Raw genomic sequence first — 19,284 nt, forward strand, 5'->3', positions numbered from 1 at the left:
GGGGAAGCCTTTGTTCGGTCAATAGCTGCTGATACGACCGTGGGGTCGATCAGAGGTTGCGTTTATCTGGCTGTTTTCCTACAGCGGCAGACAAACGCGAAACAGGGCGCCCTCGCCAATCCGGCTTTCGACGGTGATGGTACCGCCATGGGCAGTCACAATCTGTTCGGAAATAAACAATCCCAGGCCCAATCCGGCGACGGCGTGTTTGGCCGTGACGCGCTCGAACTGCTGGAAGATTCGCTTCTGGTTTTCCTCACCAATACCGATCCCCTGATCCCGCACTTCGACCCGCGCCTGACCGTTCTCACTGTACACCTTCACGCTGATCGGGCTCTTCGCGCCGTACCGTAACGCGTTGGTCAACAAGTTTGAGATCACTTGTTCGATGCGAAATTCATCCCAATGGCCGATGACCGATTCCTCGGCGTCCAGAGTGACCGAGGATTCGGCAGCGTCGATCTGCGGGGCGAAATTTTGCAGCAGGCCACGCACCAGCGCCGCCAGGTCAAATCGACTCGGCCGGATCGACAGCTTGCCAGTACGAATCCGTGAAACGTCGAGCATGTCCTCGATCAGGCGGATCAGGCTTTTGATCTGCCGCTCATCGCGGTCGACCATGGCGTGCATCTTGTCCAGGGTAAACGCAGCGGCGTTATCCCGGGCCAGGTGCATTTTGCGCAACTGGGTTTCAAGGATCAGGCCATTGAGCGGCGTGCGTACTTCGTGGGCAACGATGGACATGAAGTCATCGCGCATGCGCACCGCCTGCTCCAGTTCCCGCTGGGTACTCTGCAATTGAACGAGCAGTGCTTCCTGTTCCCGACGGCTCTGCTCCAGGGCTTCGACCTGCTGTTTCATGGCCTTGCTCTGCCGATACAGGTCGACAAACACATTGACCTTGCTCTTGACCGCATGGATGTCCAGCGGCTTGTGCAGGAAGTCCACGGCCCCGCTTTCGTAGCCCTTGAACGCATAGTTCAGCTCACGGCCCGCCGCACTGACGAAGACAATCGGAATGTTCTTGGTTTTTTCGGTGCCGCGCATCAGCTCGGCCAGCTCGAAGCCGTTCATGCCCGGCATTTGCACATCGAGGATGGCCATGGCGAACTCGTGTTGCAGCAGCAGCGACAAGGCTTCGTCCGCGGACAAGGCTTTGTAGACCATGCGGTCTTCACGCTTGATCAGCGCTTCGAGCGCCAACAGGTTCTCCGGCAGATCGTCAACGATCAGCAGTTTGGCTTGGATATTACTTAGCATGCGATTCGTTCCAGCTCGACAAGCAAACGGCCGATGCCGCGTAGGGGGAGAATGTGATCCGGCTGGTGCACATCCAGTGCAGCCAATGGCATGGTCGCCACCTGGGCCTCGTCAGGGTCCTGCACGATAGTCAGGCCGCCCAGGTACTTGACCTTGGCCAGCCCATTCGCGCCATCGCGGTTGGCGCCCGTCAGCAATACCGCAGCCAGGTTTTCGCCATAGGCGTCAGCGGCGGACTCGAACAGGTAATCGATCGCGGGCCGCGAATGATGAACGCGGTCTTCCAGGCTCAGGGAAAAGCTGCGGTCCTGCTCGACCGACAAGTGATAACCGGGCGAAGCGAAATACAACGTGCCCGCTTCAATCGGCGTTTTGTCATCGGCTTCCAGCACGCGCATCGAGACCCGACGGTCGAACACTTCAGCCAGCTGGCTGCGACGTGCGTCAGGCAGGTGCAGCACCACGATGATCGGCAGCACGAAACCTTCGCGCAACGGGCTCAGCAGGTTCAGCAACGCTTCCACACCGCCCGCCGAGGCGCCGATCACGATGGCTTTAATTGTAGGCAGCTGCAGGGCATCGTTCATGATTTGCGGTAAATCCGTTCTTGTTTGACCAAGGGTTCGAACTGCCTGCCAAAGCCTGAAAACTCCGGTGTTTCCTTGCTGCCGAGGACCAGAAAGCCGCGGTGGCAAAGTGATTCGTGGAACAGACCGAACGCTCGATCCTGAAGCTTTTTGTTGAAGTAAATCAACACGTTACGACATGAAATTAATTGAGTTTCCGAAAACACACTGTCGGTCGCCAGGCTGTGGTCGGCGAAGGTCACGTTCTCGCACAGCGATTTGTCGAAAATGGCATAGCCATAGGCCGCCGTGTAGTAATCGGCGAACGAGCGCTGGCCGCCAGCTTGCTGGTAATTGGCCGTGTACGCCCGGACATTCTCCATCGAGAAAATCCCCTGCTTGGCTTTATCCAGCGAGCGCGGATTGATGTCCGTGGCGTAGATGATGGTGCGATCGAGCAAACCCTCCTCGCGCAGCAGAATCGCCATTGAATAGACTTCTTCGCCCGTGCTGCAGCCGGCGATCCAGATCTTGATCGAGGGATACGTCTTGAGCAGCGGCACCACTTCCTGGCGAATGGCCAGGAAGTGCGACGGGTCGCGGAACATTTCGCTGACCGGGATCGTCAGCAATTGCAGCAACTGCATGAACGCCGTCGGATCGTGCAGGACTTTTTCCTGCAGGGCCGAGATAGTGGCGCACTCGAACTGGCCTAACGCGTGTTGAACCCGGCGCTTGATCGAAGCACCGGAATAGTCGCGAAAGTCGTAGCTGTACTTGAGGAAAATCGCCTCGATCAGCAACCGCAGTTCGATTTCGCTATTTCGCTCTGAATGATTGCGTTCCACTAAATGCGTTCCATTTTCGGTAACCACACGCGAATCAGCGAGAACAGGCGATCCAGATCGATGGGCTTGGCCAGGTAATCGTTGGAGCCGGCCTGCAAGCAGCGCTCCTGATCATCCTTCATGGCCTTGGCCGTCACCGCAATAATCGGCAGCTTGCGCCAGCGCGGGTCTTTGCGGATCTCGATGGTGGCTTCGAAACCATCCATCTCCGGCATCATCACGTCCATCAACACCAGATCGATGTCCTCGACTTCATTCAACTTTTCAATCGCCTCCCGACCGTTACGGCCGATGACCACGACTGCACCCTTTTGCTCCAGCGCACTGGTGAGGGCGAAGATGTTGCGCACATCGTCGTCCACCAGCAGCACCTTGCGACCCTCGAAGACCTTGTCACGACTGCGCGCGGTCTTGAGCATTCGCTGGCGTTCATGGGACAACTTCGATTCGACTTTGTGCAAAAAGAGTGTGACCTCATCCAGCAGGCGTTCCGGCGAGCGCGCGCCCTTGATGATGATCGAGCGCGAATACTTGCGCAGCTCGGCCTCTTCGTCCCGGGTCAGGTTACGTCCGGTGTAGACGATCACCGGCGGGAACGAGCAGATGTCTTCGGTGGACATGCGCTTGAGCAGGTCGTTGCCGAGCATGTCCGGCAGCTTCAGATCGATGATCATGCAGTCGAAGATGGTCGTGCGCAGCAGATCGAGGGCTTCCTGGGCGAGACCGACGGCGGTGATTTCGATGTCTTCATCACCGATCAAGCGAGCAATGCTGTCCCGTTGCAGATCGTCGTCTTCAACCAGCAGCACGCGTTTGACTTTCTGGGTCAGCTTGGCTTCGAGACGGGCAAACACATCCTTGAGCTCTTCGCGCGTCGTTGGCTTGACCGCATAACCGATAGCGCCCATGTGCATGGCCGCTTCAACCCGGTCCTCGACGGAAATCACGTGCACCGGGATGTGCCGGGTTTCCGCGTGCTCCTTGAGGCGCTGCAACACCGTCAGGCCGGAGTGATCCGGCAGGCGCATGTCGAGCAAAATGGCATCCGGCAGGTACTCTTTGGCCAGGTCATAGCCTTCGTCGGCTCCATGGGCGACCAGGCACTGGTAACCCAGCTCATGGGCCAGGTCGTAGAGGATATGGGCAAAATTCGGCTCATCTTCCACCACCAGAATGCAGCGCGTGGTGAACGGTGCCTTGGTGCGATCATCGTTGAAACGCGGGATATCGACCGGGGCAATCAGCGGTACCAACGCAGCAGGAATGGCCTGCGGCGTGATGGTCACGGGTGAAGCCTTCATCGGTTCGACCGGTATTTCACCCGGCTCGACATACTGCTGAGGCAACACCAGGGTAAACACACTGCCCTGCCCTGGTTCGCTGGTGACGCTGATCGACCCACCCAGCAATGCCGCCAGGTCGCGAGAAATCGACAAGCCCAGGCCAGTGCCGCCGTAACGGCGATTGGTGGTGCCATCGGCCTGGCGGAAAGCTTCGAAAATGCTTTCCTGCTGATCGGCGGCAATGCCAATCCCGGAGTCGCGCACGACAAAGGCGATGCCGTCGTTTGGCTGCGACGCCACCGTCAGGGTCACAGTGCCTTTCTCGGTGAACTTCACTGCGTTCGACAACAGGTTCTTGATCACCTGTTCCAGTCGCTGGCGGTCGGTGTAGATCATCATCGGCGACCCGGCCTGCAGCTCGATCTGGAAATCCAGATGCTTGTCCGCTGCCAACGGCTGGAACATCCCGCGCAAACCGTCCACGAGGCGAGCGACGCTGGTGTTCTCCGGCCGCACTTCAAGCTTGCCGGCCTCGACCTTGGAAATGTCGAGGATGTCGTTGATCAGGTTCAGCAAGTCATTGCCCGCCGAATAAATCGACTCGGCAAACTTGACCTGCTCGGCGCTGAGATTGTCCTGAGGGTTTTCCGCGAGCAACTTGGCCAGGATCAACGAGCTGTTCAGCGGCGTGCGCAGTTCGTGGGACATGTTGGCGAGGAATTCGGATTTGTACTTGCTCGAACGCTGCAACTCATCGGCGCGTTCTTCCAGCTGAGTCTGGGCGTGATTGAGCTCGGTGTTCTTCTGGTCCATGGCGTCGCGCTGATCCGACAGGATCTGTGCCTGCTCGGCGAGCTGTTCGTTGGTCTGCTCGAGCTCGACCTGCTGGGTTTCCAGGTGCGCCTGGGATTCCTTGAGAATTCGCGATTGCTCTTCAAGCTCTTCGTTTGCAGTCTTGAGCTCTTCCTGCTGGACCTGCAGCTCTTCGTTGAGCTGTTGAGTTTCGGCCAGCACTTCCTGCAATCGCTGGCGATAACGTGCGGCTTCTATGGAAGTGCCGATGTTGCCGGCAATCAATTCGAGCAGTTCGACATCGCGGTCGCTCAATGGGCGCAGAAAGCCCAATTCGATAACGCCGTTGACTCGCTCGTCATCACTGGTCGGCACCACGAGCACGCTGTGGGGCAAGCCTTCGCCGAGGCCGGAGCTGACTTTGAAAAAGTCGCTCGGGACGCTGTCGAGGCGAATCAGACGGGCCGTTTGCGCCACCTGGCCGACAATGCCTTCATCGCTGTAAATATGTTGATCAAGCGCTTCCTGTTCCCGGGAAAAGCCGTAACTTGCGACGCGCTTCAGGCCGCCGTGTTCTTCGCGAACATAAATAGCTGCCACCGCCGTGCCCAGGTATTGCGCACAGAATTGCAGGATATTGCGTCCCAGCAGATTCAGGCTGAGCTGTCCGAGGACCTGCTCTGCCAGTTCGGTCTGGCCATTGCGCAACCAGGCTTGCTGCTCCAGGCGTTGGGCGCTGGCCTCTTGGGCGGCAAGATTGGCACCGTAGCTTTGCGACAGGTTGAGCAGATCCCGCCGGCCGATGTAGGCCAACAGTCCGCTGATCGCCGCGACGAACAGCAGGTAAAGGGTGATGCTCCAGATCGTGGTGCGGCTCACCTCGTTATTGCGCGCGGTGCGCAACTGCTGCTCCATGTCGATCACGTCTTCGAACTGCTTGCGGATTTCATCCGTCAGCCGCTTGCCACGCCCGGCCTTGACCGCACCGCGGTAGTCGCCACTGGTACGCTGCATGTCAATCATTGACTGTGCATAGTCAGCCCATTCGCCCTGCAACGCTTCGAGGCGATGAAGGCGATCGGTCTGAACCGGGTTGTCGGCGGTCAGCTCCAGCAGCGTATCGAGCGCGACTTTGAGTCTGGGGCGGGCGGTTTCGTAGGGTTCGAGGAATTTCTCGTCTCCGCTGAGCAGATAGCCGCGCATGCCGGTTTCCAGATCGACGGTCAGCTTTACCGCTTCATTGGCGTTATTGATCACCCTGTCCGTGTGCTCGACCCATTGAATGGTCGACAGCAGATAAGTGATCAGCGAAATGAAGAACACAGCACTGACCAGGCCTACGCCCAGCGGCAGGCTGACGTTACGGCTCAGAAGTTTACGGAAACGTTGCTCATCAACCGAGGACGCAGAGGTCATGGGGCAGCCTTGTCGAACCAATGAAAACCACGGAGTTTGCCCCAAAACGGCTGCTTTGATCCAATTTTCTGACACGTTTTTGCGCAAAATCCTACATTCAGCTGCTACCGCGCAACGGACCGGTTATCCTTGCCGCGCTTGCGGGTCTATTCTTTTTCTGTCACCACGGGAACTTCTCGGGTCCCGTCGATTACTCAAGCAAGACTCCGGCGAATTTGATCGCCCGGCCAACGTACTTTTATTCTTTGGGAACCCACTATGTCCTCCAACGCGTCCATCATTCTCGTAGTAGAAGACGATGACATCGTGCGCATGCTGATCGTCGATGTGCTGGAGGAACTGGAGTTCGAGGTGCTGGAGGCAGACGGCAGCGAGCAGGCGCTGGAGCGTCTGAACGATGAAGATCAGCACATCGACCTGATGATGACGGATGTCGGATTGCCGGGGATGGACGGCCGGGAGTTGGCTGTGCAGGCTCGGCTGCTCCATCCGCAATTACCGATTCTGTTCGCCAGTGGGTATGCCGAGAGCATTGATGTGCCGGCAGGGATGGAGGTGATTGGTAAACCGTTTTCGATTGATCAATTGCGCGACAAGGTCACAAACATGCTCGATCCAAAGTCGAAGCAAGGTGCTTAAAGCAATCAATTAACGCTCGTTTTATAGCGACTGCCGTATTGAACTGAGAGTGAATATTTCCATCATTTTTTAAAGTAGTGCATCACTTATTGTCCGCTGGTATTTCAGCTATCGATAAGGTTCTCGTGCACGCTAACAATTCCACGTCCGTTAATTCGCTCTCCCCCTCGACTTTTATTCCATGCCTACCGCCACTGACTGACAGTCCGTTGGCGGGTGTGCAGGTGCGGAATACCTCATCCGCCAAGAGTTTTCAGCTACTTGATCAATCAGGTGCAGGGGAAAGTTCGGTATCTGACAATCCACTGCCAACGCTCTCATGCCCCGTGTATTGCGGCCTCATAGGCCGAAATGACATTCCGGAATCATTGAAAAAAGACTGCATATTTGACCAGGCTTCACTTGAAGAAAAATGGTCGCGGACCGTCGAGCAACTCCAAACCCAATCGGTATCTGAGCAAGAAGCATTAGAAATTCTGCAATCCGGCATTCTGCAGACAGCCACTGGCCGCGCACTTGCACCATTGTTCGTCGAAGCGCTCATGCTTTCGATCCGGCCGATGGCTGGCCTGAATCCCGAACGGTCTCGCGAATTTGTAGAAATCGTTTGTCATTTCCCTCCGGAGAAATGGGCGGACGCACTCGGCGAAGACGTAAACATCCCCAAAGGTCTTGATGGCCTGGGGGTTCGGGGGTTCATACAAAACCAGCTGGTGGCCTCTCGTCAGCTGCGAGATGAAAAAATCGCTTCAGGAGAACTGCTCGACGACGAAACATGGAAGGAACTGCGCGAGCTGACAAAAGCGATTGAGTTTGACGAATACCTCCACGTCAGGCCATCACCCAAAGAAGCTAAAGCATTGATGGCCGTATTCGTTCAGGACAAGAGCAAGGAAAGCCCCCGCGATGACTGGCCGGAGGATTTCTCAAGGAATGTGCAACAAATAGAGAACCTGTTAGCGTCCATTGAGGTTGTCGACAATCGACCTGACCGGAGCTGGCTCGAAGAAATGGTCGATCCTCAAGCTTTGCAGCAAGCGCTGTCGAAGATCGCCACCCCGATTAACAAGACGCTAGATGCTTTAGGTTCAACACCTCTTGCCGAGATTGGGCCCGGACTGCAACGCGGAATGAGCGAAGTCCTGGAAAAAACGACGCATTACTTCGCTTTTGGCTCGGGCCCGGATGACGACTCCCCCGCCCCCGCCCCCGCCCCCGCCGCACAGACCGAGTTAATGTCAGTACTGCAAGCCATAGAAAAGAATTCAAGTTTCTATGGAGAAGTTGTCACGTCGGGGCCGACTTACACCGGAGGGTTCTGGGGGAAGGTTTTATATGTTGCTAACGTACTGCATACAGGGGGAATTTTGCAGGTCGGGGAGCGAGTCAAGCCGCACCTGCCCGCTGTCCCTAAAGTGGTCCCCGAGATCACTGTGCCTCCCGAAGTAATACTGGTCGAGATGACAAATAAGGTTGCTCAACTCGAATCAGAGGTCAACGCCTTCCTGTCCTCCATCAAACGCCAACCCGAATCAGGTTCGAAAAAAGTAAGCGTTAGTGACCCGGTGCGGCCTCTGGCTACTTCGTCATCCGTACAGGTCGATGAAAACACCCTGGATCACCTGACCCGGTCGGTCGGTGAAATGTTGGGTAAAGTCGATTCTGCCTTCAGATTTCCGGAAGTTGCGGGAGTAGAAGAATCGGAAATCCAGATGTTGAGTACGCAGCAAGCTGAAGGGGCCAACTTGCGCTCATGGTGGGAGAAAACAGCTCCTTTGTTGAAGAGTAAGCTCGGCGAGCTTTCGTCGGTGCTTGCAACCTACGGCAACTACGCACTTGCGCCCCTCGCCGCAACAGCCCAGGTAGTAGGAAACCATCCAAAAGGTGCCGCTACGGTCGCTTTCGCAGCAGCCTCGGCACTTTATAACGAATTCAAACAAACCGAGGATAACGAACCCAAGCCCGATGAGACAGCCGACGATCTCCCAGTTCTGCCCGAAAGTCCGGCGCTGCACCAGCAACGGATTGACGATTCGATAGAAAACATTCTGGACACACGCATCGAGTCAGAGGACTCGCTTGTATCGGACTTCATCCTTGGCCTGATGTATGAATCCACCGAAGATAACTTGCTCACGGACGCGAAGCTGATAGAAAGAGTGGCCTTCGTTCTACAGCAACCCAGCACAAAAAATCCCGATAAGGCTTATGCAACGCTCATTGAAGCGGCCCTGGAGGATACGCATGCCAAAGGTCGATCCGACCAGCCTAAAGAGGTCATCCTTGGTTCCTCGCACTCAGTAAAAAAATATGTCCAGGCTGCGCCGCAGCCTTCGGCAAAAGAGGACTTGTCACAAACTCGCAAGGCCGACGAGTCCCCTCCCTCGCCAGAATTACTTGTTACCAACTACCTGAAAACAATGGATGAACCGCCGGTCTCCGACATCGATGTCGATGAGGAAATCGATAATGAACTGCCTGTCGATGCACAGCATGATGCGGCAAAACATACCATTCAGTTGTTGCGCAGCAGACGAGATGCTGGATGGGCGGACGCTTCGCGGGCTAACGGTGATAGTGAGTTGGCGACGCGCTATGCCGCGGCATTGGTGGAATCGACCGACACTTCTGACCAGGGCGCCGACTTAAACATCGTTGTTCCCGGGCATTCCACTTTCGGCCGGTGCTGGTTGAACTTTATCAAAGCCTTACAGAATCCCTTTTTTAACGATTGGGCCACCAGCAAAGGCCTCGATCTATCAACAGTGAGGGTGGACGTTGAATACAGCACTATTTCCGTAGTATCCAAGGGCGTACGCCGGCTGTTCACTCTGACTGATAACTCCGGTTGGGCCAACGTAGCAGCGCCTATATTGACTGCAGCCACAGTACTAGATCCACTGGCTCAGGGCGTGCGGTACAACGCTCAAAGCTCCAAGGCCCCCTTTGCACTGGTCGCTGATTTCTACGGTGAGACCCGGTGCTTAGACAAAGTCGATGCCCAAAACCGTGCTGAAGAACTGAACCGGACGAAGGCATTTCCCGAGATCAAGAACGACGACCCACTCAGACCGTCCGAGTTGAGGTCCGAGGACGTTCTTGATAGCCAGAAAAAACGTGTGGGCGATGTTTACAACCATCACGCTCTTGTGACGGCGTTGAACGCGTACATCCAGGATAAAACCGACAGCTCGCCTATCAACCTGGAAACAGTTCCGATCGCAGTGCATCGAGACTCAACGTTTTATGCCCGGTACCCTGTTGAAGCAAGAACAACGATCAGCGCGCAACGACTCATCAGTGCCAGCGGCTGGACCGAGCCAACAACCAAGGCAGACGTCGTCAACCTGATTAACGTCCTGAGTTTTGGCTTTGTCGAAAAACCCCGCGGTAACTATTGGGGCGCAAGTGACTATCCACGCCCGTTAACCCCTGCCCAACAAAACACGATCATCACTCAGACCGCCAGTTTTCTGAACAATACCGGGTATACAGGACTGCTCGACTACCTTTTGCACCATCAAACAATCTCGAGCAGCTCCCTGGATACAGCGTTGGATCTCGCCCTAGACAGCACAAACGGAAAAGCTTTCGGTAAAACGCTGGAATCAGCACTCGGCGCCATATCGACCCCAACCAGTGACGCGGAATGGCTCATGGCCGCCCTTGTACTCGACCTGAATCCCCCGGAGGGCAGCAAACGTAATCATGTCGCTGGCTATAACCTTGCAAAAGAAACCAACTGGGGACTTAAACCGTCAGCGGTTATCGCCGAACTTGAAACTCATATCCTCGCCAGTGGCAAAGCCTGCGCCAAGGTAGCGCCATTCGCTGCGCGTCATTTGCTGTCGAACATCGCGCCTGAGTTTCTAGTGCGCAACTTCCCTGACAATCTCGTCTGCGGTACCCATACCTGGGCGATGCTACAGATCGCAGTCAATCGCCTTGAGCAATTGTCCCGGGGGTCGACATCCAGGATGACGTTTGAGCAGGTGATGCTATACGGCGACACATCACCCATTTCCACGGGTCAGGAAGTCGCGGTGGAAATGGCGTCTGTCAATCCTCTTATCGATTGGGCAATCGCTTACGGAGTGATTGTAAAAGCCGACAACGATACTTACTCAGACCAGCAACTCGCCATTGCCAGGGAAAAGTTTCAGGAAGTACGAGAGGAACTGGGTCGAGCTCAGCACTTTCTGTCTGCCCCGCCCCCCACAAGAAAAGCAATTGCTCTTGCTGAGCTGACTCGGGTGTTCGGGAAGGATATCCCTTTCGAAAACATTGCCCTGAAAAAGAAGAGCATCCCGGACTCGGTTAGAAAAACGCATTATTCCATGCTTGATCGCTACATGACCGGAAACCTAACCCCCGGCATCTACGACTCGATAGATGCGAAAGTAAACATCACTGCAATTGAACACAATATCTCAAAGCTAAAAAATGTCGAATCGGTATTCGAAGAAGAATTTACCGGCTTTTTTGACGGACTGATCGCTGGCTCTAAATCGGTATTCGAGCATCTAATCTCTCAGTTACCCCTGCAGGATCGACAAAGCCTCGAATACGGGACAAATACTTTCTACACACTGCGCAGTGAAATCGACTTCAACCACGACCTACCGCAAATACTCGAACAAAAAGAGCCTGCCAAAGGCCGTCACGGTTTATTGATACGATCTGAGCATCAGGGAGCCGTTAATTATTATGAAGTTTTCCCCTCTGCGATAAAAATCTCAAAACGAACAGACTTGCCCCATAAACTAATTCTGGGCGGCACCTTTACAGTGCCATTGGAGACGGGTGAAGAACGGGCGGAGCGTGGAAGACCGCACCCGTTCGATTGGGAGGCATACAAGACAGGTGCAGCGCCTCGAGACGGAATAACATCCGACGTTATCATTGAACAATTAATGCCCCGCACGCGACTGTCCAAAACCCGTCCTGAGAACTTTGATTTCAATACCGTGCCTAATGCATTTTCGCCCAGTTCGACTACCAACAATATGGCCTCGATGGCTGTAAACCAACACTTCATTACCGGACGAGAAGCGTTGCATGACTTGGCGAAGGGTTCGACTGCCTCCGAAGAAGAGGCCATATTAAAGGACAAAGTGGCGGACTTCTTCCTTGGTTTGGTACCTTTTAAATCATGCATTGAAAACATTGTAAAAGGCGATGGAAATAGCGCTGCATTGGACTGTACGCTGGATGTTGCCGGGTTCGTTATTCCTGGCGCTAAAGCGGTTGGCAAGGGCGCTCAAATCCTAAAATCAAGTGGTAACTTCGTACCTAAAATCCTGAAACTTACCATGATCAGCGGCAGCACCCTGGTAACCTCCGCGAATCCTTTTGACGGTATCGCCGACTTTGCCAAATTTGGGAAAAATGCCGCTTGCAAATTAGGTTCCCTTGCCTATAAGGCTGCCGAAAAGGGTGTTGATCAAATCAAGAAACTGTATGGCTGTACGAAAGCCATTAGCCACGCCGACGTGTTAAAACACGCCGATATCGCCGAAGGAGTCTGTGACGCAGCGACAGTCGCGGGACAAACCACTAAAGTCACTGCCAAGTTCAAAAATGGACAATGGTACGCCTTTGATGTAACGAATAATCGCGCATATGGCCCGCCTCTTGATAATTTCAAACCTGACAGTGCGATGACGCTTGAACCCACGACCTTCGGTGACGGTTCCAAGGCCTACACCAATTTAAAACTGTTCACCGATGAACCGCACACCATCAAGCGCTCATCGGGAACCGATGTCGTGGTGGGTGATAAAGTTTATCGATTTGATCCCCAACATCCCGACGAACTGAACGACATCACCTCTCCGGCTTACTTCAAGGATCTCGAGGGATTCGATGTGGTTTGCAGCATAGGGGGAAAGGGCAAGCGCACAGGAAACTGCTTTTCAAAAACGCTTGACAAAAACCTCATGACTGTCGAAGAAAAAAGGGTTCAGGCAATTGAACACAAACGCCTCTATCCATCCAAGGGAGAGCAAGGTGTACAGCCGCGGATAATTCATGAACGACGCATATATAAATGTGATAACACCTTTCAAAACTGCATCCCGGACCCATTGACGGTACCCTTGCAATTTAAAAAGACCACCACAGGCAGCATCATCCCAAACGAACACTTCGGTTTTGCCGGAAAGATTGTCGACGAAGAACTCAACGCCGCCACCCGCGTGGTAAAAATTGACGGAATCATTCACGGGCAAGACGATGCGCGAGAGTTGAGAGCTTTCATCGTAGATGTTTCAGGAACCTTATTTGGCAAGTCCAGCTACTTGGTCGCAGAAGCAGACACCGGGCTTTTCTACTACACAAAGTACAACAAAAATGGAAGTATTGGCGGCACCTTTACTAATATATCACCGAGTGACGGCGGTCTAGGTGCCACCCTCATAAAGTCATACCACACTATCAAAGACCCGTTTATTCGTGCGGCCGGCAAGGTACCTAACAATGATTTTATTGCACTTCCCCCTCTGAGCTCTTTATACAAAGAATTGGAATCACTTGGCTGGGACAGTAACGACATTGACAATTTCAGAAAACTTACGGACAAAATGACCGAGATGCAGAAACGCGAACTTATTTTAACGGCTGTAAAAAGTGAGGCACCGCTTGACCTTGAAGTGATCATTCCTGCCATAAAAATCGAACCCATTAGAAAACCACCTTTTTTTGAAAGCGCCTCGCCGTACGATAAAAACCGGCTCTATGCGAATGGGGCAAAGCAACAAGTAGACGCTCAAATCGCCGCTACCGGTCTTGGGCCGTTTAATCAGGTGAACCGAGGTGATCTAAATGATATACATCGGCAGGCGCTGACACAGCCAGTTGTTGTTTGGCAATACTCCAGACTTACCGCGCCCGACGCCGTTGACATGGTGGTCAAAACTGGCGCCGGAAACTGTGACCATATGGCGGCCACCGCTATTAGAATTGTTCAGGACAGCGGCGGCACCGCCTCAACTTGGAGAATGCCCGGTCATACCTTTGCAGTGGTCGGCGTACCGCAAAAAGGACCTATTACTTCTACCATCAACTTTAGTGAGGCAGCGTTCAAGGACGCCTGGGTCGTTGATCCATGGGCTGGCATCAGTTGCCATGCAAAAAATTACATGAAGGCCTTTGAAGACAAGATGTCTTCCTGGGCGTCCGAAGGAAAGATGATCATTGCGACCGACTGGAAGGCCTCCCCTCCCATTGCCCGATGGATGAGTCCAACTGATCCAGCATGGAGCGAAATGATAAACGCTCCAAAAACGCCAAGCTTCTAAGGCGTTTTTAGACGCTCATTGCGCGTTATACATGACCGCGACGCCCCTACTCGGGGGCGTCAGCCGTGTGGCGTACTGACCATTAGGTCCGCGCCTGATTTCTATCACCTATGGTCTAATTGCCCGCCTAACATTTCCCTCCTGTTCAAGGAATGCCTCATGAGTCATCCCCACGCAACCAAAGTCCTGGTCATTGGTTACGTCTGGCCCGAGCCCCGTTCTTCGGCGGCCAGCGGTCATGTCATGCAAATCCTCGAGGCGTTCTTGCAGCAAGGCTGGGATATCACGTTCAGCAGTCCCGCCGGCGCGGGCGAACATCCGGCAGACCTGACGGCACTGGGCATTCGCCAAGTGCCGATCGAGTTGAACAACAGCAGTTTTGACACCTTTGTCAGCGAACTGGCCCCGGACATCGTGCTGTTCGATCAATTCATGATGGAAGAACAGTTTGGCTGGCGCGTTGAGCAACAGTGCCCCGATGCCTTGCGCGTGCTCGAAACCTCGGACCTGCAGAGTCTGCGACACGCCCGGCACCAACGACTCAAGGACCGGTTGAAGGTCAGCGACGATAACCACGATTTCAACGAACTGTTCGCGCCCGCGTTGCGTGAAGAGTTTGAGCACATGGCCGATACGGATCTGGCCAAACGGGAACTGGCAGCGATTTATCGTTGTGACTTGACGCTGATGATTTCCGAAGTGGAAATCGAGTTACTGGTTGAGCAGTTCAACGTGCCTCGCAACTTGCTGCACTGGTGCCCGTTGATGGTCGATTTGCCGCCTCAGTCATTCCTACCCTTCGAAGAGCGGGCGAATTTCCTGAGCATTGGTAACTTCCGCCATGCGCCGAACTGGGATGCTGTTCTCTGGCTTAAAACGGTGATCTGGCCGTTGATTCGTCAGCAATTGCCCACTGCCCAACTCCACATCTACGGCGCCTATACACCGCCCAAAGCGACGGCGTTACACAATGCCGCGCAAGGGTTTCATGTCATGAACTGGGCTGAAGATGCCTTGCAAGTCATGTCGGCGGCGCGGGTGTGCGTCGCGCCGCTACGATTCGGTGCGGGCATCAAAGGCAAATTGGTGGACGCCATGCTCTGCGGCACGCCCAATGTCACCACGCCCGTCGGTGCAGAAGGCATGCACGGCGAAGAACCCTGGCCAGGCGCGATAACCCGCACCGCACAGCAATTTGCAGACAGCGCAGTACAACTCTACAAGGACGAAAAAACCTGGCTTGACGCACAGGCCGCAGGCGTGGAACTGCTGTCGCGCCGCTACCTCAAGACCGATCATGGCCCGGCGCTGATCACCCACCTCCAGGCCTGTCAGCAGCAAATGAACACGATCAGAAGGGACAATTTCACCGGGAGCATGCTGCGCCACCATCACCACAAGAGCACGCAATACATGGCGCAGTGGATTGAAGCAAAAAACCGTCAGACCCTTCCTACGGGTGGCACGAACCACCCGTAACGAGGCATGATCAGCGTGCGAGAACAATAAAAGCGCCCTGACATGAGCCGAGCAGCCAGAGTTACCGACCCCTCCTACGAGTTGATGGACGACCACAACGGTCTGTCCATCATCTATCGCCAGCATGGCTTCCCCTGCCCTTTAGTGCGCTGGCATTTCCACAAGGAATACGAACTGCACCTGATCGTTGCCAGCTCCGGCAAGGTGTTCATCGGCGATTACATCGGCAATTTTTACCCGCAAACCCTGTTTCTTACTGGCCCCAACCTGCCCCATAACTGGATCAGCCAGGTCGCCGAAGACGAGGTGGTGCCCAAGCGCGACATGCTGGTGAATTTCACGGATGAATTGTTCGACAGTGGTCACCTGGTCTTCGCCGAGCTCAAGGCCCTGGCGCCACTGCTTGAGCGTGCGCAGTACGGTATCGAATTCCGCTGCCAGCGCACGATCCGCCAGGCGATGAGCCTGATGCAGCGTATCGCCGACACCCAAGGCGTGACCCGTCTCGGGCATTTTTTCATTTTGCTGGAGTTGCTGGCCGCTTCGGACGATTACCAATTGCTGTCCGGCGCTACCACATCGCAACTGGCCGATGAGCATAACGTTGACCGCACCAACCGCGCGGTCGATTACATCTTTGCCCATTACGCACGGGAACTGCCCCTGGAAGAAGTCGCCGCGCACCTGGGGATGAAGCCGACGTATTTCAGCCGTGTGTTCAAGCAAGCCACCGGGCGCTGCTTCATCGAGTTCGTCAACCGCTTGCGCATCAGCAAATCCTGCGAATTGCTGGCGGACGGCGACAAGCCGGTGACCGATGTCTGCTTTGAGTCGGGTTTCAACAATATCTCCAATTTCAATCGACGCTTTCAACAGCTCAAGGGCATGACGCCTTCGCATTATCGGCGGTTGGCGGTGCAGCGTTTGACTGAGCAAAACCAGCACTGACGCTTTCCCCTGTAGCCGCTGCCGAAGGCTGCGTTCACCTGCGCAGCAGGCGCCATCGTTTCCGTTTTTTAAACTCTGGATTCGCCGTATGACCCACATTCGGCGAGCGCTGCGCACTCGAACGCAGCCTTCGGCAGCTGCTACAGAAGTATCCGACGTGGCATCTTCGCAACCGCCTGTCAGTGCAAAATAGTATCGGTTTGAGTGCGATGAACAATTTGTCACGCGCTCGATTGAACGTTGTAATCAGTGCACATTCTTCCGGTCTCCGGCAGACACAAAAACAATAACTGTCCTTCTGTCCCCCCTCGGGTGCAGAAAAGGAGTGCACGATGCAACCTTCTGCAAAAGCTCTGCTTGCCCTCGCCTGCCTGACCTTCAGCAGCGTCAGCCTTGGCGCCCAGACCCTGACCATCGCCACCGTCAACAACAGCGACATGATCCGCATGCAAAAGCTCTCGAAAACCTTCGAAGCCGAGCATCCGGAGATCAAGCTCAATTGGGTGGTGCTTGAAGAAAACGTCCTGCGCCAACGCCTGACCACGGACATTGCGACCCAGGGCGGTCAGTTCGACGTTCTGACTATTGGCATGTACGAAGCCGCACTCTGGGGCGCCAAGGGCTGGTTGGAGCCGATGAAGGATTTGCCCGCCGCGTATGCGCTCGACGACGTGTTTCCTTCCGTGCGTGAAGGCCTCTCGGTCAAGGGTTCGTTGTATGCCCTGCCGTTTTACGCTGAAAGCTCCATCACTTATTACCGCACCGACCTGTTCAAGGATGCCGGCCTGACCATGCCCGAGCGTCCGACCTGGGAGCAGATCGGTGAGTTCGCCAGCAAACTCACCAACAAAGACAAAGAACAGTACGGCATCTGCCTGCGCGGCAAAGCCGGTTGGGGCGAGAACATGGCCCAGATCACCACCCTGGCCAACGCCTACGGTGCGCGCTGGTTCGACGAAAAGTGGCAGCCGGAATTCACCGGACCGGAGTGGAAAAACGCGCTGAATTTCTACGTTGACATCATGAAAAAATCCGGCCCGCCGGGCGCGTCGAGCAACGGTTTCAACGAAAACCTTGCGCTGTTCAACAGCGGCAAATGCGCGATCTGGGTCGATGCCAGCGTTGCCGGTTCGTTCGTCACCGACAAGACCCAGAGCAAAGTCAGAGACCACGTCGGCTTTACCTATGCCCCGCATCAGGTGACGGACAAAGGCTCGGCCTGGCTCTATTCCTGGGCGCTGGCGATTCCGACCAGTTCCAAGGCGAAAGACGCGGCGAAAACCTTCAGCGCCTGGGCCACGTCCAGGGAATACGGTGAACTGGTCGCCAAAACCGACGGCATCGCCAACGTGCCACCAGGCACTCGGGCCTCGACCTACAGCGAGGCGTACATGAGCGCCGCGCCGTTCGCCAAGGTGACGCTGGAGTCGCTGAAAGCGGCGGACCCAAGAAAGCCGACGCTCAAGCCTGTGCCTTACATCGGTATTCAGTTGGTGACGATTCCCGAGTTCCAGGGCATCGGCACCCAGGTGGGCAAGTCGTTCTCGGCAGCGCTCATCGGTCAGACCACGGTCGATCAGGCCCTGGCCGCCGCCCAGCAGACTACTGAACGAGAGATGAAGCGCGCCGGTTATCCCAAGTAATCCGCACACTCCCCTTGGGATGGTGATTGTGGCGAGGGAGCTTGCTCCCGCTCGGCTGCGAAGCAGTCGCAAAAGTTATGGGGTCGCTTCGCAACCCAGCGGGAGCAAGCTCCCTCGCCACAAAAGCCTGCTCCGACATTTGATCGTCATGCACCTGTTCTTAACTGGTTCTAATGCCATGAATATTTCAACTGCCAAAGCTCACATGGACATTCCCCAGCCGGTGCGTAAAAGCCGGCTGGCCAATCCCGGCTGGTTACTGGTCAGCCCTTCCGTAGCCTTGTTGCTGCTCTGGATGATCGTGCCGCTGGGCATGACCGTCTATTTCTCGGTGATTCGCTACAACCTGCTCAATCCGGGCGAAAACGAGTTCGTGGGGCTGGAGAACTTCACCTATTTCCTGACCGACTCGGGGTTCATGCCCGGGGCCACCAATACTTTGCTGCTGGTGGGCAGTGTGCTGCTGATCAGCGTCGTACTCGGCGTACTGATCAGTGCGTTGCTGGAGGCCAGTGAGTTTCTCGGTCGCGGCATCGTTCGGGTCATGCTGATCTCGCCGTTCTTCATCATGCCCACCGTTGGCGCCCTGATCTGGAAGAACCTGATTTTCCATCCGGTCTCGGGGATTCTTGCCTACGTCTGGAAACTGTTCGGCGCGCAACCGGTGGACTGGCTGGCGCACTACCCGCTGCTGTCGATCATCATCATCGTGTCCTGGCAATGGCTGCCCTTTGCGATCCTGATCCTGATGACCGCCATGCAGTCCCTCGACCAGGAACAGAAAGAAGCCGCACGCCTGGACGGTGCCGGGCCGATCGCGATTTTCTGGCACCTGACGCTGCCGCACCTCGCTCGGCCGATTGCGGTGGTGGTGATGATCGAAACCATCTTCCTGCTCTCGGTGTTCGCCGAAATCTTCACCACCACCAACGGTGGACCCGGCTATGCCTCGACCAACCTCGCGTACCTGATCTACAACCAGGCGCTGGTGCAGTTCGACGTCGGCATGGCATCGGCGGGCGGATTGATCGCGGTGGTGATTGCCAACATCGCGGCGATCATCCTGGTGCGCATGATCGGCAAAAACCTGACAGACAAAGCCTGAGGCCTGC

At 55.3% G+C, this 19,284-nt stretch carries 10 protein-coding genes; 6 read left to right on the top strand and 4 right to left on the bottom strand.

The window, feature by feature from the left end; genetic code table 11:
- Positions 1–78: 78 nt before the first annotated feature.
- The 4 genes from AC3ZVB_RS21160 to AC3ZVB_RS21175 are packed head-to-tail and all read right to left on the bottom strand — an operon-like array spanning position 79 to position 6,165.
- Positions 79–1,260 carry a hybrid sensor histidine kinase/response regulator gene (locus tag AC3ZVB_RS21160; protein WP_194692173.1) on the bottom strand — a complete coding sequence of 394 codons (1,182 nt, stop codon included), beginning with the start codon at positions 1,258–1,260 and terminating at the stop codon, positions 79–81.
- Positions 1,254–1,847 (bottom strand): chemotaxis protein CheB, encoded by a 594-nt coding sequence (locus AC3ZVB_RS21165; RefSeq protein WP_162438208.1) that lies wholly within the window; start codon positions 1,845–1,847, stop codon positions 1,254–1,256. Before AC3ZVB_RS21165 ends, AC3ZVB_RS21160 begins: the two co-directional genes overlap by 7 nt.
- Positions 1,844–2,674 (bottom strand): CheR family methyltransferase, encoded by an 831-nt coding sequence (locus AC3ZVB_RS21170; protein ID WP_162438207.1) that lies wholly within the window; start codon positions 2,672–2,674, stop codon positions 1,844–1,846. Before AC3ZVB_RS21170 ends, AC3ZVB_RS21165 begins: the two co-directional genes overlap by 4 nt.
- Positions 2,674–6,165: a response regulator gene (locus AC3ZVB_RS21175; protein WP_490147651.1), complete on the bottom strand. Its 3,492-nt coding sequence runs from the start codon at positions 6,163–6,165 to the stop codon at positions 2,674–2,676. The genes AC3ZVB_RS21170 and AC3ZVB_RS21175 overlap by 1 nt, the downstream gene beginning before the upstream one ends.
- Positions 6,166–6,423: 258 nt before the next feature.
- Here AC3ZVB_RS21175 and AC3ZVB_RS21180 point away from each other — a divergent pair, with 258 nt between their 5' ends.
- The 6 genes from AC3ZVB_RS21180 (at position 6,424) to AC3ZVB_RS21205 (ending at position 19,277) form a co-directional block, all read left to right on the top strand.
- Positions 6,424–6,804, top strand: coding sequence for a response regulator (locus tag AC3ZVB_RS21180; protein WP_490147652.1), 381 nt, complete (start codon positions 6,424–6,426; stop codon positions 6,802–6,804).
- A gap of 224 nt (positions 6,805–7,028) precedes the next feature.
- Positions 7,029–14,102 (top strand): hypothetical protein, encoded by a 7,074-nt coding sequence (locus AC3ZVB_RS21185; RefSeq protein ID WP_490147653.1) that lies wholly within the window; start codon positions 7,029–7,031, stop codon positions 14,100–14,102.
- 159 nt (positions 14,103–14,261) lie between these two features.
- Complete coding sequence (locus AC3ZVB_RS21190) at positions 14,262–15,581, top strand: glycosyltransferase (protein ID WP_490147654.1); 1,320 nt, start codon at positions 14,262–14,264, stop codon at positions 15,579–15,581.
- 42 nt (positions 15,582–15,623) lie between these two features.
- Entirely contained in the window at positions 15,624–16,529 is a 906-nt protein-coding gene (locus AC3ZVB_RS21195; RefSeq protein ID WP_162438203.1) for an AraC family transcriptional regulator, read from the top strand.
- Between the two features lie 332 nt (positions 16,530–16,861).
- Complete coding sequence (locus AC3ZVB_RS21200; RefSeq protein WP_490147655.1) at positions 16,862–18,172, top strand: ABC transporter substrate-binding protein; 1,311 nt, start codon at positions 16,862–16,864, stop codon at positions 18,170–18,172.
- A 205-nt stretch (positions 18,173–18,377) separates the two neighbouring features.
- Positions 18,378–19,277, top strand: a complete 900-nt coding sequence (locus tag AC3ZVB_RS21205; protein WP_490147680.1) for a carbohydrate ABC transporter permease — start codon at positions 18,378–18,380, stop codon at positions 19,275–19,277.
- Positions 19,278–19,284 lie beyond the last annotated feature (7 nt).

It is taken from the genome of Pseudomonas sp. MDV22-iso1 (assembly GCF_058145095.1).

Bases quoted from the DNA above. Each gene is read 5' to 3' on its own strand.
- AC3ZVB_RS21195 (WP_162438203.1), top strand. From the start codon at position 15,624: ATGAGCCGAGCAGCCAGAGTTACCGACCCCTCCTACGAGTTGATGGAC.
- AC3ZVB_RS21180 (WP_490147652.1), top strand. From the start codon at position 6,424: ATGTCCTCCAACGCGTCCATCATTCTCGTAGTAGAAGACGATGACATC.
- AC3ZVB_RS21205 (WP_490147680.1), top strand. From the start codon at position 18,378: ATGGACATTCCCCAGCCGGTGCGTAAAAGCCGGCTGGCCAATCCCGGC.
- AC3ZVB_RS21165 (WP_162438208.1), bottom strand. From the start codon at position 1,847: ATGAACGATGCCCTGCAGCTGCCTACAATTAAAGCCATCGTGATCGGC.
- AC3ZVB_RS21200 (WP_490147655.1), top strand. From the start codon at position 16,862: ATGCAACCTTCTGCAAAAGCTCTGCTTGCCCTCGCCTGCCTGACCTTC.
- AC3ZVB_RS21175 (WP_490147651.1), bottom strand. From the start codon at position 6,165: ATGACCTCTGCGTCCTCGGTTGATGAGCAACGTTTCCGTAAACTTCTG.
- AC3ZVB_RS21160 (WP_194692173.1), bottom strand. From the start codon at position 1,260: ATGCTAAGTAATATCCAAGCCAAACTGCTGATCGTTGACGATCTGCCG.
- AC3ZVB_RS21190 (WP_490147654.1), top strand. From the start codon at position 14,262: ATGAGTCATCCCCACGCAACCAAAGTCCTGGTCATTGGTTACGTCTGG.